Origin of the sequence: Streptococcus sp. HSISS3 (assembly GCF_000448605.1) — a bacterium.
Lineage (GTDB): Bacteria > Bacillota > Bacilli > Lactobacillales > Streptococcaceae > Streptococcus > Streptococcus raffinosi.
Genome location: NZ_CM002130.1, coordinates 1,262,399 through 1,278,384, shown reverse-complemented (window position 1 = coordinate 1,278,384; position 15,986 = coordinate 1,262,399). Strand labels below are relative to the sequence as shown.

At 37.7% G+C, this 15,986-nt stretch carries 16 protein-coding genes and 1 pseudogene; 13 read left to right on the top strand and 4 right to left on the bottom strand.

Annotated features, from left to right (window positions below; translation table 11 throughout):
- Window positions 1-62: 62 nt before the first annotated feature.
- Genes HSISS3_RS05920 through HSISS3_RS05910 form a run of 3 tightly spaced genes read right to left on the bottom strand, consistent with a single transcriptional unit; the run spans window position 63 to window position 2,563 of the window.
- The gene (locus tag HSISS3_RS05920; protein ID WP_021152049.1) at window positions 63-986 is read right to left on the bottom strand and encodes a metal ABC transporter substrate-binding protein; all 924 of its coding nucleotides are present in this window, start codon (window positions 984-986) and stop codon (window positions 63-65) included.
- A gap of 19 nt (window positions 987-1,005) precedes the next feature.
- Window positions 1,006-1,845, bottom strand: a complete 840-nt coding sequence (locus tag HSISS3_RS05915; protein WP_002884063.1) for a metal ABC transporter permease — start codon at window positions 1,843-1,845, stop codon at window positions 1,006-1,008.
- Window positions 1,835-2,563 carry a metal ABC transporter ATP-binding protein gene (locus tag HSISS3_RS05910; protein ID WP_021152048.1) on the bottom strand — a complete coding sequence of 243 codons (729 nt, stop codon included), beginning with the start codon at window positions 2,561-2,563 and terminating at the stop codon, window positions 1,835-1,837. Before HSISS3_RS05910 ends, HSISS3_RS05915 begins: the two co-directional genes overlap by 11 nt.
- Before the next feature lie 289 nt (window positions 2,564-2,852).
- On the opposite strand from HSISS3_RS05910, the gene HSISS3_RS05905 reads away from it, so the two are divergent.
- The 6 genes and pseudogenes from HSISS3_RS05905 (at window position 2,853) to HSISS3_RS05880 (ending at window position 10,041) form a co-directional block, all read left to right on the top strand.
- Complete coding sequence (locus tag HSISS3_RS05905; protein WP_037597654.1) at window positions 2,853-3,326, top strand: membrane protein; 474 nt, start codon at window positions 2,853-2,855, stop codon at window positions 3,324-3,326.
- Complete coding sequence (locus HSISS3_RS05900; RefSeq protein WP_021152046.1) at window positions 3,323-3,718, top strand: DUF4430 domain-containing protein; 396 nt, start codon at window positions 3,323-3,325, stop codon at window positions 3,716-3,718. The genes HSISS3_RS05905 and HSISS3_RS05900 overlap by 4 nt, the downstream gene beginning before the upstream one ends.
- Before the next feature lie 175 nt (window positions 3,719-3,893).
- Window positions 3,894-6,715 (top strand): annotated as a pseudogene (gene ppc / locus HSISS3_RS05895) (phosphoenolpyruvate carboxylase).
- Between the two features lie 79 nt (window positions 6,716-6,794).
- The gene (gene holA / locus HSISS3_RS05890; RefSeq protein ID WP_021152043.1) at window positions 6,795-7,829 is read left to right on the top strand and encodes a DNA polymerase III subunit delta; all 1,035 of its coding nucleotides are present in this window, start codon (window positions 6,795-6,797) and stop codon (window positions 7,827-7,829) included.
- 94 nt (window positions 7,830-7,923) lie between these two features.
- Complete coding sequence (gene sodA / locus HSISS3_RS05885) at window positions 7,924-8,529, top strand: superoxide dismutase SodA (protein ID WP_008534268.1); 606 nt, start codon at window positions 7,924-7,926, stop codon at window positions 8,527-8,529.
- A gap of 42 nt (window positions 8,530-8,571) precedes the next feature.
- Window positions 8,572-10,041: a serine hydrolase gene (locus HSISS3_RS05880; protein WP_021152042.1), complete on the top strand. Its 1,470-nt coding sequence runs from the start codon at window positions 8,572-8,574 to the stop codon at window positions 10,039-10,041.
- Window positions 10,042-10,076: 35 nt separating this feature from the next.
- On the opposite strand, the gene HSISS3_RS05875 is transcribed toward HSISS3_RS05880, so the two are convergent.
- Entirely contained in the window at window positions 10,077-10,736 is a 660-nt protein-coding gene (locus HSISS3_RS05875) for a prepilin peptidase (protein WP_042772074.1), read from the bottom strand.
- A 98-nt stretch (window positions 10,737-10,834) separates the two neighbouring features.
- Here HSISS3_RS05875 and HSISS3_RS05870 point away from each other — a divergent pair, with 98 nt between their 5' ends.
- The 7 genes from HSISS3_RS05870 to HSISS3_RS05840 all read left to right on the top strand — a co-directional run.
- Window positions 10,835-11,356, top strand: a complete 522-nt coding sequence (locus HSISS3_RS05870; protein WP_021152040.1) for a Dps family protein — start codon at window positions 10,835-10,837, stop codon at window positions 11,354-11,356.
- Between the two features lie 87 nt (window positions 11,357-11,443).
- A complete protein-coding gene (locus tag HSISS3_RS05865) occupies window positions 11,444-11,881 on the top strand; it encodes a Fur family transcriptional regulator (RefSeq protein ID WP_002887639.1) in 438 nt (145 codons plus the stop codon).
- A gap of 108 nt (window positions 11,882-11,989) precedes the next feature.
- Window positions 11,990-12,214: a YqgQ family protein gene (locus tag HSISS3_RS05860; protein WP_008534273.1), complete on the top strand. Its 225-nt coding sequence runs from the start codon at window positions 11,990-11,992 to the stop codon at window positions 12,212-12,214.
- Window positions 12,189-13,157, top strand: a complete 969-nt coding sequence (locus HSISS3_RS05855) for an ROK family glucokinase (protein WP_002887638.1) — start codon at window positions 12,189-12,191, stop codon at window positions 13,155-13,157. The genes HSISS3_RS05860 and HSISS3_RS05855 overlap by 26 nt, the downstream gene beginning before the upstream one ends.
- A 141-nt stretch (window positions 13,158-13,298) precedes the next feature.
- Complete coding sequence (gene typA / locus HSISS3_RS05850; RefSeq protein ID WP_021152038.1) at window positions 13,299-15,149, top strand: translational GTPase TypA; 1,851 nt, start codon at window positions 13,299-13,301, stop codon at window positions 15,147-15,149.
- Between the two features lie 19 nt (window positions 15,150-15,168).
- Complete coding sequence (locus HSISS3_RS05845; protein ID WP_002884134.1) at window positions 15,169-15,438, top strand: DUF3165 family protein; 270 nt, start codon at window positions 15,169-15,171, stop codon at window positions 15,436-15,438.
- A 97-nt stretch (window positions 15,439-15,535) separates the two neighbouring features.
- Window positions 15,536-15,986: helix-turn-helix domain-containing protein (locus HSISS3_RS05840; RefSeq protein ID WP_167546245.1), on the top strand; the 451-nt coding region annotated here is incomplete at its 3' end.

The window sequence follows — 15,986 nt, the reverse complement described above, 5'->3', positions numbered from 1 at the left end:
TAGTCTCACCTTAGTATAACAGATTTATCATAAGAATACAGAATGTTTCTTAGATAAGATTTTTACTGATTCAAGCCTTGGGTGATTTTATCCAGATTATATTTCATCATGTTGTAGTAGCTGTCACCGTCTTGCCCTTTTTCAGCAATAGAATCTGTAAAGATCTTTGCATAGATAGGAATATCGGTATCCTTAGATACTGTTTTCATAGGGCGTTCATCGACACTAGATTCGACAAAGAGAGCTGGTACCTTTGTTTGACGTAGTTTTTCCACGAGTGTTTTGATTTGGTCTGGTGTGCCTTCTTCTTCTGTATTGATTTCCCAGATGTAGGCAGATGGTACGCCATAGGCTTTTGAGAAGTATTTGAAGCATCCTTCACTAGTGACAATCAGTTTTTTCTCATCGGGAATCTTGTTAAATGTTTCTTTAGCTTCTTGGTCCAGTTTACTAAGTTTGTCAGTATAGGATTTTAGATTCTTTTCGTAGTAGGTCTTGTTTTTAGGGTCCTTAGCAATCAGTTGCTTGGCAATATTTTGAGCATAAATAATCCCATTTTCCAGATTAAGCCAAGCGTGGGGATCTTCCTTACCTTTTTCTGATTGACCTTCAAGGTAAATTACCTTAACACCATCACTAACTGCAAAATAATCTTTATTTTCTGTCTTATGAGCATTCTTGACTAACTTAGTAAACCAAGCATTTCCACCAGTTTCTAAATTGATACCGTTGTAAAAAATCAAGTCAGCTTGCGATGTCTTCTTTACATCATCAGGAAGGGGTTCGTATTCGTGAGGATCCTTACCAACCGGGACAATACTGTGGAGAGTGATTTTATCTCCGGCAATATTTTTGGTGATATCAGCAATAATGGAATTGGTCGTAACGACTCGTAATTTATTGCTACTGCCTTGTTTATTGCTACACGCTGCTAAAGCAACTACCGCTAAAAGTAATAGTGCTATTGTTGATAGTATTTTTTTCATATTATTTTCATCCTATTTTTTATTGTTTAGAAGTTTTATTCATGCCACTTTGTTTAGGGGCGATGAAAAAGCTGATGAGAAAGAGTAGAGCAGACGTTAATACAATGCTCGAACCAGCTGCAATATTAAAACTATAGCCGATAAAAAGACCTAGAACAGATGCCAGAGCCCCCAATCCTGATGAGAGAAGAATCATTGTTTTTAGGCTATGAACATAAAGGTAGGCAGTGGCAGCCGGTGTAATTAAAAGTGCCACAATAAGAATAGTGCCAACACTCTGCATGGCAGTTACAGAAACCAAAGTTAGAATAACCATAAGTAAGTAGTGGTAGAAGGTGACCTTAACTCCCATAGACTTGGCCAAAATTGGATCAAAGGATGTTAGGAGTAGAGGGCGAAAGAAGATTGTAATAGTTGCTAGTACGAGAAGTGAAACGATAATCGTTATCCACATATCCATGTCTTGTACAGCTAGAATATTCCCGAAGAGAATATGAAAGAGATCTGTGGAACTATTAGCAACACCGATGAGAATAATACCGAGAGCTAGAAAGCTCGAAAAGGTAATCCCAATTGCCGTGTCACTCTTAATAATGGAATTACTTTTGATATAGGTAATCATTGTAGAAGCTAAAAGTCCAAAGATGATAGCTCCTATGAAAAAGTTAATACCCAAGATAAAGGAAATGGCTACCCCAGGTAGAACCGCATGTGAAATTGCATCACCCATAAGTGACATACCTCTTAGAATAATAAAACAACCAACAGCACCCCCGACAATTCCAATAACTAAAGCCGTTATAAGAGCATTTTGTAAGAAGTGGAAATTTAGCAAACCATCAATAAATTCAGAAATCATTTGCATCTCCTTTATAAAATAAACTGTTACCGTAGGTTTTACGGAGATTATCCTCATTAAAAACAAGATTAGTAGGCCCACTAGCAATCAGTTTACGATTTAGGAGGATAACTTGGTCAAAATAATGAGGAACTTTGCTCAAATCATGGTGGACAATAAGAATAAGCTTACCTTTGTCCCTAAGTTCTCTCAAGGTGTTCATGATAATATCTTCGCTAACAGAGTCAATCCCTACAAAGGGTTCATCTAATAAAATAATATCAGCCTCTTGTACAAGACAACGAGCGATTAGAACACGTTGAAATTGGCCTCCTGATAATTGGCTTATTTGTCGATGGGCCAAATCATTTAGACCAAGTAGTGTTAAAGCATCTGTGACCTTAGACCAATCACTCTTAGATAGACGTTTAAAGAACTTGGTTTTGGGATAGAGTCCTAGAGAGATGCACTCTCTGACAGTAATCGGAAAGTTAAAATCAATATCAGCCTTCTGTGCAACATAGGAAATACGATTCAATTGCTGACGAATAGGTTGTTTATTGAAAAGGATTTTTCCAGAGTGAGGAATAATACCAATTAACGCTTTAATTAGAGTTGATTTACCAGCACCATTTGGTCCAATAATCCCAGTAATACTAGGTCCCTCCAAGTTTAAGGTGATATTATCCAGAGCTAATGTCTGTTGGTAAGACACATTAATATTTTCAATTTGAATCATTAGCTACCTCCTTGAGTTTAATATACTTTAAAATAAAAATTAAGTCAAGTTAACTTTTATAATTAATTGAACTTAATTATTTACTGTTATCAAGATGACAGAGGATAGTGAATGAGAGAACACTTTTTATATCAAATATTCAGCCTGCTCAAACTGTTTGATATTTGGGAGAGGCTACAAGGAACAATATTTTCTTCAATCTGTACGATCTTACTCTGTATTTCAAGAAATCTTTAGTTTTTATTTTGAAAAACTAGTCATATTTCCTTATTTCTGGCATAATAGATGTATGAAACTAACGATTCAACGAATGGCTCGGATAGCTATTCTGTCAGCTCTGGCAGTAGGATTACGGTCAGCATTTATAGGATTGCCAAATATTCAGCCTATTACAGCTATGTTTTTTGTGGCTGTTCTTTATTTGGGCTTGGTAGATGGTCTCTTGATTATGGCTTTAACCATGGCCATCTCAGGATTCATCTTTGGCTTTGGTCCCTGGGTCTTTAATCAGATTCTGGCTTTCGGAGTATTGATGGCTCTTTGGAGTTTGATTGCACCTAGGTTATCACTTGTTTGGCAGATTGCTTTGGTAACTCTTTTGTCCTTTCTCTACGGAGTTCTCATGGATTACAGTTATGGCCTCCTATTTAAGAGTGGTCTTACCTTTGTTATCTCTGGTCTTCTTTACGACACCTATCATGCAGTATCGACGCTTCTATTTTATCCATTCATCCAGTCTATTTTTAGGAGGTTTTTGAAATGAAAAAATTATTAACTTATCTCTTTCTTGCCTTATCACTTGTTACTCTAGTAGCCTGTGGAAAAAATGAAGCAGCTAAACTTACTAGCAGCACAAACAATCATCAGTCTAAGGTTCAAGGTCAGGTGACTTTGATTTTGAAAACAGATAAGGAAAGTAAGAAAAAATCAGTAGAAATCCAAAAAGGGGATACAGTGCTTGATGTCTTGGAAGAGGTATATCCTGTTCAAGAAAACGATGGCTTCATCACTGAGATTGATGGTATTTCTCAAGATAAAGATAAGGGCATCTATTGGATGTTTGATGTTAATGGGAAACTTGGTGAAAAAGCAGCCAACCAACTTAAAGTTGAAGATGGCGATGAAATCAAATTCTATCAAAAAAAGTATAATTAAGATTCTGAACTCTGTTTCAGAGTCTTTTTTTTATAAAGTTCGGAAATAGACTTAAAAAATTGTTTGAAAAAGTCGGAAAATTGCAAAATAACTGACGATTTAAAGGAAAATAGTTTACTTTTGTTTTAAAAGTGATATGATAAAAGGGTACTACATAAAGTAAGGAGAATACGGTTTGGCTTTTAACAAATTGGAAAGCAGTAACAACCAGGAAATCATCTCTGAAGAAGTTGGTATCTTGAAAGAATTGTTGGATGATGCAACACGAGGCATGGCTGGAGAGCAAGGTCTCACAACTATCCAACATTTGGTTGAACTTTATGATGAAGGTGACTATGTGGCCCTTACACAAGCCATTTCAGAAATGACGAATGACGATATGGTCGTTGCATCACGTTATTTCTCTTTGTTACCTCTCTTGATTAATATCTCTGAGGACGTGGATTTGGCTTATGAAGTCAACCACAAGAACAATATTGATGAATCTTATCTAGGTAAGTTGTCTGAAACCTTTGATGTTGTCGCTGAAAGTGATAATGCACGTGATATTCTTGAACATGTCAATGTCGTGCCAGTATTGACAGCTCACCCAACTCAGGTTCAACGTAAAACTATGCTTGAATTGACTAACCACATTCACGAACTTCTCCGTAAGCATCGTGATGTTAAGGCTGGTCTTATTAACAAGGATAAATGGTATGCAGATTTGCGTCGTTATGTAGAAATTATGATGCAAACAGATATCATTCGTGAGAAAAACTTAAGGTTAAAAACGAAATCACTAACGTTATGGAGTATTATAACTCCTCATTGATTAAGGCGATTACGAACCTATCACATGAATTCAAACGTTTAGCAGTTGAAAAAGGTATTGAACTCGACAATCCAACACCTATTACTATGGGTATGTGGATTGGTGGTGACCGTGACGGGAACCCATTTGTAACAGCAGAAACTCTTAAACTTTCTGCAACAGTACAAAGTGAAGTTATCCTCAATTACTATATCGAAAAAGTTGATAATCTTTACCGTTCATTCTCCCTCTCATCACGCTTGACTGAGGTTTCAGATACAGTAGCAGAGATGGCGAAACATTCTCCAGATACATCTGTTTATCGTGAAAATGAACCTTACCGTCGTGCTTTCAGTTACATCCAGTCTAAGTTGATTCAGACACTTCTTTTCTTTAAAGAAGGAAACTTTAGCAAGGAAAGAGTTGCCAAACGTCTTTCTGAAAATGTTCGTCTAGGCTCAGCTTCAACGGGTGAAGTAGTAGCTGATTACGTGCAACAACGTCTCAGCCAAAGTCTTCAAGCTGTCTCACAACAAACGACTGAATTTTATGAAACAGCTGAGGATTTCCATGATGATCTTTTGGCAATCAAAAATTCACTTCTTGAAAACGACGATGCTGTCTTAATTTCAGGTGATTTTGAAGAGCTTCTCCAAGCTGTAGAAGTCTTTGGTTTCTATCTTGCTACAATCGATATGCGTCAGGATTCAAGCGTTCATGAAACTTGTGTGGCAGAATTGCTTAAGTCTGCTAATATTGTTGATAACTATAGTGAATTGACTGAGGTTGAAAAGGTTGCGGTTCTTCTCAAAGAATTGCAAGAAGATCCTCGTACTTTGTCATCAACTAATGTGCCTAAGTCAGAAATTCTTGAAAAAGAATTGGCAATCTTCCGTACAGCTCGTCTCTTGAAAGACTATATTGGTGAAGATGTCATCAAACAACATATCATTTCTCACACTGAGAGCGTTTCTGATATGTTTGAGTTGGCTATCCTTCTTAAAGAAGTTGGCTTGGTTGATACAGAACGTGCGCGTGTCCAAATTGTTCCACTTTTTGAAACTATCGAAGACTTGGAAAACTCTAATGATATCATGAAACAATATCTTGGTTATGATATCGTTAAACGTTGGATTAAAAATAGTAACAATTACCAAGAAATCATGTTGGGTTACTCAGACTCTAACAAAGATGGTGGTTACTTGTCATCTGGTTGGACCCTCTACAAGGCTCAAAATGAATTGACTAAGATTGGGGAAGAGCGTGGTATTAAGATTACCTTCTTCCATGGTCGTGGTGGTACTGTTGGTCGTGGTGGTGGCCCATCATATGATGCCATTACTTCTCAACCATTTGGTACAATCAAAGACCGTATCCGCTTGACTGAACAAGGTGAGGTTATCGGTAATAAATATGGCAACAAGGATGCTGCCTACTACAATCTTGAAATGATTGTTTCAGCTGCTCTTGACCGTATGGTGACACGTCAAATTGCCGATCCAGAAGAATTGGTTGATTTCCGTGAGGTTATGGACGGAATTGTTCACGATTCAAATGTTATTTATCGTGACCTTGTCTTTGGAAATGAACATTTCTACGATTACTTCTTTGAAGCTAGTCCTATCAAAGAAGTGTCAAGTTTGAATATTGGTTCTCGTCCAGCTGCTCGTAAGACTATTACTGAGATTTCTGGTCTGCGTGCGATTCCTTGGGTATTCTCATGGTCACAAAACCGTATCATGTTCCCAGGTTGGTATGGTGTGGGTTCTGCCTTTAATCGCTTTATCCAAGCTGAAGAAGGCAACCTCGAGAAACTTCAACATATGTTTGAAACATGGCCATTCTTCCGTTCACTTTTGTCAAACGTAGACATGGTGCTTTCAAAATCAGATATGAATATCGCCTTCCACTATGCACAATTGGCAGAAAGTGAAGAAGTTCGTAGTGTCTTCAATATTATTTTGGATGAGTGGCAGTTGACTAAAGATGTCATTCTTGCGATTGAAAAACATGATGGCTTCCTAGATGAGAGTCCGTCACTTAAAGCAAGTTTGGACTTCCGTTTGCCATACTTCAATGTCTTGAACTACATCCAAATTGAATTGATTAAACGTCTTCGTAACAATGATTTGACTGATGACGAAATTAGTCTTATCCATATTTCTATTAATGGTATTGCAACAGGACTTCGTAACTCAGGTTGATCAAACAGACAAACTATTGCTCATCACTATTGTGGTGGGCTTTTTGTTGTTATGGCAAAATTTCTGTTATAATAAAACCATGATTGCTATGGAAACCATTGAAAAGCTGTCTAAAGAATCCCTACCAACGTTAACAGTCTTAGCTGGTGAAGATTTGGGGCAGTATAGTCAAGCTAAAGAAACATTTTTAAAACAAATCGGTTTTGATCCGAGTGACTTGACCTATTCCTATTTTGATATGTCTGAGACGACCTATCAGGAGGCTGAACTGGATTTAGAAAGTATGCCTTTTTTTGCGGATGAGAAGGTGGTCATTTTTGATCATTTCGCAGATATGACCACAGCGAAAAAATCCTATCTGGATGATAAGGAGCTAAAACGGCTTGAAAGTTACCTTCAGTCACCTGTGGAAACGACTCGACTTGTTTTAATGGCATCGGGAAAACTTGATGGTAAGCGTCGCTTAGTAAAACTATTAAAGCGTGATGCCTTGGTACTTGAAACCAGTCCTCTAAAGGATGCGGAACTTAAAACGTATTTTCAAAAAAAAGCGCATCAAGAGGGACTTATTTTTTATACAGGTGTTTTTGAGGAGCTCTTAATCAAGTCAAATTTTGACTTTTCAGATGTTCAAAAAAACATGGCCTTTTTAAAGGGCTACAAAGTGGAAGGAAATATCTCATCCAAGGATATTGCCGAAGCCATCCCAAAGAGCTTGCAGGATAATATCTTTGACATGACCCAACTCCTTTTACGAGGTGACATTAATGGGGTACGTGAACTGGTCCATGATTTGCGCCTTCAGGGAGAGGATGACATTAAGTTAATAGCGGTTATGTTGGGACAATTTCGTACCTATTTACAAGTGAAACTCCTATCTGCTCAAGGTAAAAGCGAACAGCAAATTGTCGTAAGCCTTTCGGATTATCTAGGACGTAAAGTTAATCCATATCAGATTCGCTATGCTCTTAGAGACAGTCGTCCATTATCTATAGAATTTTTGAAGACGAGTATCAAGAGTTTGATTGAGACTGATTATCAGATTAAAACTGGTACTTATGATAAAGAGTATTTGTTTGATTTAGCACTTCTGAAGATAGGCTCACATCGTTAATATTTGTGATTTTTAGTGATTTAGTAAGCAAATTTTTTGAAAGCTCTATCATTTTAGGGTAAAATGAAGAAAAAATGAAATGAGGACCCTTAATATGGCTATTATCCTTCCAGACCTTCCTTACGCTTATGATGCATTGGAACCATACATTGATGCTGAAACAATGACCCTTCACCACGATAAACACCACGCAACTTATGTAGCAAACGCTAATGCTGCGCTTGAAAAACACCCTGAAATTGGTGAAGACCTTGAAGCGCTTTTGGCTGATGTCGAAAAAATTCCAGCAGATATCCGTCAAGCACTTATTAACAATGGTGGTGGACATCTTAATCACGCACTTTTCTGGGAACTTTTATCACCAGAAAAACAAGAACCAACTGCAGAAGTAGCAGCTGCTATTAACGAAGCTTTTGGTTCATTTGAAGCTTTCCAAGAAGCTTTTACTGCAGCAGCAACAACTCGTTTTGGTTCAGGTTGGGCATGGCTTGTGGTTAACGCAGAAGGTAAACTTGAAGTTGTTTCAACTGCCAACCAAGATACACCAATCTCAGACGGTAAAAAACCAATCTTAGCACTTGACGTTTGGGAACACGCTTACTACCTAAACTACCGTAACGTACGTCCAAACTACATCAAAGCCTTCTTTGAAATCATCAATTGGAATAAAGTTGCTGAGCTTTACGCAGCAGCTAAATAAGTCTATTATCATCCTCATTCTTGAGGGTGATTTTTTTGTAATATGGCAGTAAAATCTCCTTGCTTTTTAGGGCATTATAGCTTAAACTATTATTGTTATGAAAAAAAGAAAAAACATTCAAGCAAAAAGTATAGTGGAAGTCGCCGAAAAACTAAAGACAAGAAGAAAGATTCGCTAGAACAAGACCTTCAAAAAGATATCAAAAAAGACGGTAAAAATGATATCAAGGATGATAAGAAGGATGTCAAAAAAGACGCCAAAAAGTCCAAGAAGAAAGAAACGAAAAAAGAACATAAAAAGTCTTCTAAAAAATCTGTAGATAAGAATCCTGCTAAGGAAACAGTCGTATCAGATGAACAAAAGGAAAAGGAACCAAAAACTGAACCTTTAGCATTAAGGAGCAAGCGTTCTAAGAAATCTAGATCTAAGTCGAAATCCAAGTCATCTCGAGATGATAAAAAAGCTTACCTTATTTTGGCTTTCCTAGGTGCTTTGGTGGTTCTTTTATTTGTTGCTATGCTTGCTCTAGCAGGGCGCGGTAAGCAAGCTGGTCACTCAGGTAACTTTGGAAATATTTTTGGATCCAGTTCAAAAGTGGCTAAAAAAGATGAGAAGGAAAAAGAGGAAAAGGTCACACCAACCAACAAGTCAGCTGAAGCTAAACAAGCTGTTATGGATGCTGATGCTAACACGATGGCGGCCAATGGTTTGACTTATGACTATGCCAATATGACTTTGAACCAAGTGGTCGAAGCTTATCTGGCTGATCAAGGTATTGATGCTAGCCAAATTGCTTTCTCATACAAGAATACCAAAACTAATGAGCATTATTCCATGAATGATACTCAGCCAATGACTGCAGGCTCTACCTACAAATTGCCATTAAACATGCTTGTCATGGATGAGGTCAATAAAGGCAAACTTTCTTTAACGGAACGTTTTGATATTACGAATACTGAGTATGAGTATCAAGGTGAGCATGATAATTATGTTGCTGCCTTTGGTGGTTCAATGACCATTCCAGAAATGCAAGAATATTCTCTTGTATACTCTGAAAATACTCCAGCTTATGCTTTGGCAGAACGCCTAGGTGGTATAGAGAAATTCTATGGTATGCTTGATAAATATGGTAAGTCAAAAGGTGATGTTAAGACTATCCAAATGCATGGTAATAAGACAACAACAGATTATTACATTCAAGTTTTGGATTACCTTTGGAAACATCAGGACAACTACAAGGATATTCTCCATTACATTGGTGAATCATTCCCTAATGAGTACTATAAGACCTACCTTCCTGATTTAACGATTTATCAAAAACCAGGTTATGTCCGTGAAGCACTAAACGTTGATGCTATTGTTATGGAAGACACACCTTACATGGTAGCAATCTATACACGTTACCTCGGTGGTTCGACTGAAGACTCATCGGAAATTAGTGGTTGGGGTCTTCAACAACTGGGTATGCTCTGTTATGTGATTAACGAGTGGCACCGTGTTAATATGAATTAATAAATCAAAAAGCCGAAATCATCGGCTTTTTTGCTTTATTTGATGAAGGTGAGAAATAAAATACTTACAAACAGAAAAGGTACAAATGCGATTTTTTGCTTGAGGTCTTTACTGACTAGGAAATAAATAAGTCCCAAAAGACAAGCTATTTCGATAGCCAGTAGTATTTGAGAAAATGGGAAAATGAGCGAGGCGCTTGCCAAGTAGAGAAAATCACCTTCTCCGATATTTAGGTGTTTGAGGCAAGATAGGATAGCGAGTGTGAGTCCTAAAGTAAAGGTTAGGTAAAAGTTTCCCAAAAAAATGAGAGGCATAGTTCCAAGTAGCCAAATAACAAGTGGGTAAGATTGATGTTTTAAATCAAAGAGTGTTAGACAGAGACTGAAAATAATAAAGTAGGCTTCAGCGAAATCTAGAAAGTGGTGTAAAAAGAGTAAACAGACTATTCCGCAGAACAGTTCAATAAAGAGATAACGATAAGGAATAGCTTTTTGACAAAAACGACACCTAGATTTTAGAATAAGTTGTGAGAAGACAGGTACCATCTCAAAAAATCGCAATGAGTGCTTACAAAAGCTGCAGTGGCTGCTAGGAGTCACTATGGATTCTTCGGGGAAACGGTCACAAACCAAGCCAATAAATGAGCCTAAGGAAGCTCCTAGAAAAAATAAATGATACTTAACATACCTATATATTCGAAAAAGAGTCAAAAAATCATTATATTTGACTCTTATTTAGAAATGTTCTAAAATAAAGATGTAAACAATAGTAATTCTAAATAAGGAGAAAAAATATGGTACATACAATTAAAGAAACTATCACTGAAACAGTTAATGATCATGTTACAGCATCAACAAACACTAAAACTAAAGCAGTCTTGAATCAAGCAGTTGCTGATTTGTCTGTAGCAGCTTCAATTGTCCACCAAGTACACTGGTATATGCGTGGTTCTGGTTTCCTTTATCTTCATCCAAAAATGGATGAATTAATGGATAGCTTGAACGGTCATCTTGATGTTATTAGCGAACGTTTGATTACTATTGGTGGGGAACCATTTTCAACACTCGTTGAGTTTTCATCTAATTCAGGATTGACGGAAACTACAGGTACTTTTGATAAATCAATGACTGATCAAATCCAATTGTTGGTTGATACATATAAATACTTGTCAGTTTTGTTCCAAGTTGGTTTGGATATTACAGATGAAGAAGGAGATGCTCCTTCAAATGATATCTTTACAGCAGCTAAGTCAGAAATTGATAAAACAGTATGGATGTTGACTGCTGAACTTGGTAAAGAACCTGGCTTGAAATAAGCATTTTTCTGAGTTAAGATGATTGTCAAGAGTTCCTTTAAAAGTGTATAATATTAACAAATACTTTTAGAAGAAGGAATGGACGATATGTCTCAACATCGACGTAGTTTAAGCGTTTATGAAGATGTCTTGAATCAGTTAAAGGCGAAGGGAATTCGATTGACGGAGTCTCGCAAAGCTGTTATCCGTTATTTGATGATGTCTGATCAGCACCCTAGTGCAGATGTGATATATTATGATCTCCTCCCTGACAACCCAGGTATGAGTCTTGCGACTGTTTATAACAATCTAAAAGTTTTGGTTGAAGAGGGAATCGTCTCAGAAATTAAAGTAAACAATGATAATACGACCTACTATGATTTTATGGGACATGATCATTTGAATATTGTTTGTGAAAAATGTGGTCATATCACTGACTTAGACTTGCCAATTCCTTCTTTCAAGGAAGAAGTTGAATCGCAGACAGGATTCCGTATCACTCGAGAACAGATGATTTTCCATGGCATTTGCCCGAATTGCCAATAGATTAAAACCTGAGTCTTATCGGCTTGGGTTTTAAATTTTGCATTGATAATTTGTAAAGGTTTTCAATAGTCTCTTGTCATGACTGAAGCTTTTTGCTAAAATATTGCTATGAGAACTTTATATGATGTTCAACAGTTGTTGAAGCAATTTGGCATAATAGTTTATCTAGGTAAAAGACTTTATGATATTGAGATGATGAAAATTGAGTTAGAGGCTCTTTACCAGAATGGCTTAATTGATAAAGACAATTATCTATCTGCTGAAATGATTTTACGACATGAGCATCGCATTGAAATGGAGAAAGAAAATGAGCAAAAAACTCTTGGGTATTGACCTTGGTGGAACAACTGTCAAATTTGGTATTTTGACTGCAGAAGGTAGCGTTCAGGAAAAATGGGCGATTGAAACAAATACGCTTGAAGATGGACGTCACATCGTTCCAAATATTATTGAGTCCTTGAAACACCGTTTGGCAATGTACGGACTCACTGCAGATGACTTTATTGGAATTGGTATGGGATCTCCGGGTGCTGTTGACCGTAAAAATAAGACGGTAACAGGTGCCTTCAACCTAAACTGGGCAGACACTCAAGAAGTTGGATCTGTCATTGAAAAAGAATTGGGTATTCCATTCGCTATTGATAATGATGCAAATGTGGCTGCTTTAGGTGAACGTTGGGTTGGTGCTGGTGCCAACAATCCAGATGTTGTTTTTGTAACACTTGGAACAGGTGTAGGTGGCGGTGTTATCGCTGATGGTAATTTGATTCACGGTGTTGCTGGTGCTGGTGGTGAGATTGGTCATATTATCGTTGAACCTGAAACAGGTTTTGAATGTACTTGTGGAAATAATGGCTGTTTGGAAACTGTAGCTTCAGCAACTGGTGTGGTTCGTTTGGCACGTCATATGGCCGAGGAGTATGAAGGTGATTCAGCCATTAAGGCTGCTGTAGATAACGGTGAACAAGTAACAAGTAAAGATATCTTTATGGCTGCGGCTGAAGGAGATAAGTTCGCCGATAGTATTGTTGACAAAGTGTCAGAATACCTTGGCCTTGCCACAGCAAATATTTCAAACATCCTTAACCCTGATTCTGTAGTTATCGGTGGTGGTGTTTCAGCTGCTGGAGAATTCTTACGTAGTAGAGTAGAAAGTTATTTTGTACGTTATGCTTTCCCACAAGTACGTCGTACAACAAAAGTGAAATTGGCTGAGCTTGGTAATGATGCTGGTATCATTGGAGCTGCCAGTCTAGCTCTTACAATTCAAAAATAATGTGAAAAGGTGTATCTGACCAACTGGGGTCTTATTACACCTTTTTCTTATTGAAAAACGTTTACAATTGGTCTGGGTTCTGCCATTTTCTTAAAATTGTGGTATACTTGAAAAGTTGAAATAAAAATTAAAGAGGAAAAAATGACTAAATATAGAGAAGACATCCGTAACGTTGCCATTATTGCGCACGTTGACCACGGGAAAACAACACTTGTAGATGAATTGTTGAAACAATCGCATACCCTTGATGAACGTAAGGAACTTGATGAGCGTGCAATGGACTCTAACGATCTTGAAAAAGAACGTGGTATTACTATCCTTGCTAAGAATACAGCCGTTGCTTACAAAGGTACTCGTATCAATATCATGGACACACCGGGGCACGCAGACTTTGGTGGAGAAGTTGAACGTATCATGAAAATGGTTGATGGGGTTGTCCTTGTTGTTGATGCCTACGAAGGAACTATGCCTCAAACACGTTTTGTGTTGAAAAAAGCGCTTGAGCAAAATTTGACACCAATTGTTGTTGTTAACAAGATTGATAAACCATCAGCTCGCCCTGAAGAAGTTGTTGATGAAGTCCTAGAACTCTTCATCGAACTTGGCGCCGATGATGATCAGTTGGAATTCCCAGTTGTATATGCATCAGCGATTAATGGTACATCATCATTGTCAGATAATCCTGCTGATCAAGAGCACACTATGGCTCCAATCTTTGACACGATTATTGATCACATCCCAGCTCCTGTAGATAACTCAGATGAGCCACTTCAATTTCAAGTGTCACTTCTTGACTACAACGACTTTGTTGGACGTATTGGTATTGGACGTGTCTTCCGTGGAACTGTAAAAGTTGGTGACCAAGTTACTCTTTCAAAACTTGACGGAACAACTAAAAACTTCCGTGTTACGAAACTTTTTGGTTTCTTTGGTTTGGAGCGTCGTGAAATTGATGAAGCTAAAGCTGGTGACTTGATTGCCATCTCAGGTATGGAAGACATCTTCGTTGGTGAAACAATCACACCAACAGATGCTGTTGAACCATTGCCAGTACTTCGTATTGATGAACCAACTCTTCAAATGACTTTCTTGGCTAACAACTCACCATTTGCCGGTCGTGAAGGTAAACACGTAACATCACGTAAGGTTGAAGAACGTCTTTTGGCAGAATTGCAAACGGACGTTTCTCTTCGTGTAGATCCGACTGATTCACCTGATAAATGGACGGTTTCAGGTCGTGGTGAATTGCACTTGTCAATTCTTATTGAAACAATGCGTCGTGAAGGATATGAACTTCAAGTATCTCGTCCAGAGGTTATCATTAAAGAAATTGATGGTGTAAAATGCGAACCATTTGAACGTGTTCAAATTGATACTCCTGAAGAGTACCAAGGTTCTATTATTCAGGCCCTTTCAGAACGTAAAGGTGATATGCTTGATATGCAAATGGTTGGTAATGGTCAAACACGTCTTATCTTCCTCGTACCAGCTCGTGGACTTATTGGATTCTCTACTGAATTCTTGTCTATGACACGTGGTTACGGTATCATGAACCACACCTTCGACCAATACTTGCCAGTTGTTGCTGGTGAAATTGGTGGCCGTCACCGTGGTGCCCTTGTTTCTATCGATACAGGTAAAGCGACAACTTACTCAATCATGCGTATCGAAGAACGTGGTACAATCTTTGTTAACCCAGGTACTGAAGTTTATGAAGGTATGATTGTTGGTGAAAATGCTCGTGAAAATGACCTTGGTGTCAATATCACTACAGCAAAACAAATGACAAACGTGCGTTCAGCAACTAAGGACCAAACGGCTGTTATCAAGACTCCACGTATCTTGACTCTTGAAGAATCACTTGAATTCTTGGATGACGATGAGTACATGGAAGTAACGCCTGAATCTATCCGCTTGCGTAAACAAATTTTGAATAAAGCAGAGCGTGATAAAGCCAATAAACGTAAGAAAAAAGCAGCAGAAGCTGAATAATATATAGAGAGGAGAAGAGATGTTTTATCTGATTGTTGCTATATTGATTGCATCATTCTATTTCTTTATTGCACCAAAGTCGGTAAAAAACACCATGAATCTTCTCTTTGTCATGGCTACCTTAGCATTGCTCCTACTTTTAGCAGTGCTATCAATCATTAAATTCTTCAGTTTACCTGGTGAGTTCTTTGTTACGGTGGGAATGCTTGTATTGAGCTATTTCACCTTGAAAGATTTTTTCGCTATGTCAGAGCTTAATCATGAAAAAGCTGAACATGAAGATAAATAAGTAGCATGAGATTAAAAGTCAATCGAATTGATATAGTCCTACTTAAGTAGACAGTAAAAATACATAAAGTACTGTTTACGAAAGTAGGATTTTTATTATGTCTAGAAAAAGTAAGGTTTCTTTTGAAGGCAAGCTGAGGGCTGTTACCTGGTATCTTGAAGGTAAAGCCTCCTGTTCTCAACTAGCTCGTCAGTTTGGGGTCAATCCTTGTACTATTAAAGACTGGGCTACAGCCTATCAATATCAAGGGCACGAGGGGCTAAAGTCTCTAAAGCATAACCAAAATTATTCTACAGAGTTTAAGCTAAAATGCATTGAAGCCTATTTAACAGGAGAAGGTTCCCTTCAAGAATTAGCTAGAAAATTTGGGCTAAGAAGTCATGAACAAATCAGACAATGGGTTTTCAGGTATAATAGTCATAAAGAACTAAAGGATTACAATCCTATTCCGGAGGTTTATCATATGACTAGCAGAAAAACAACGAAAGAAGAACGTTTAGAAATCGTTAACTATTGTTTAGATCATGACTCTAATTATAAGGAGACCG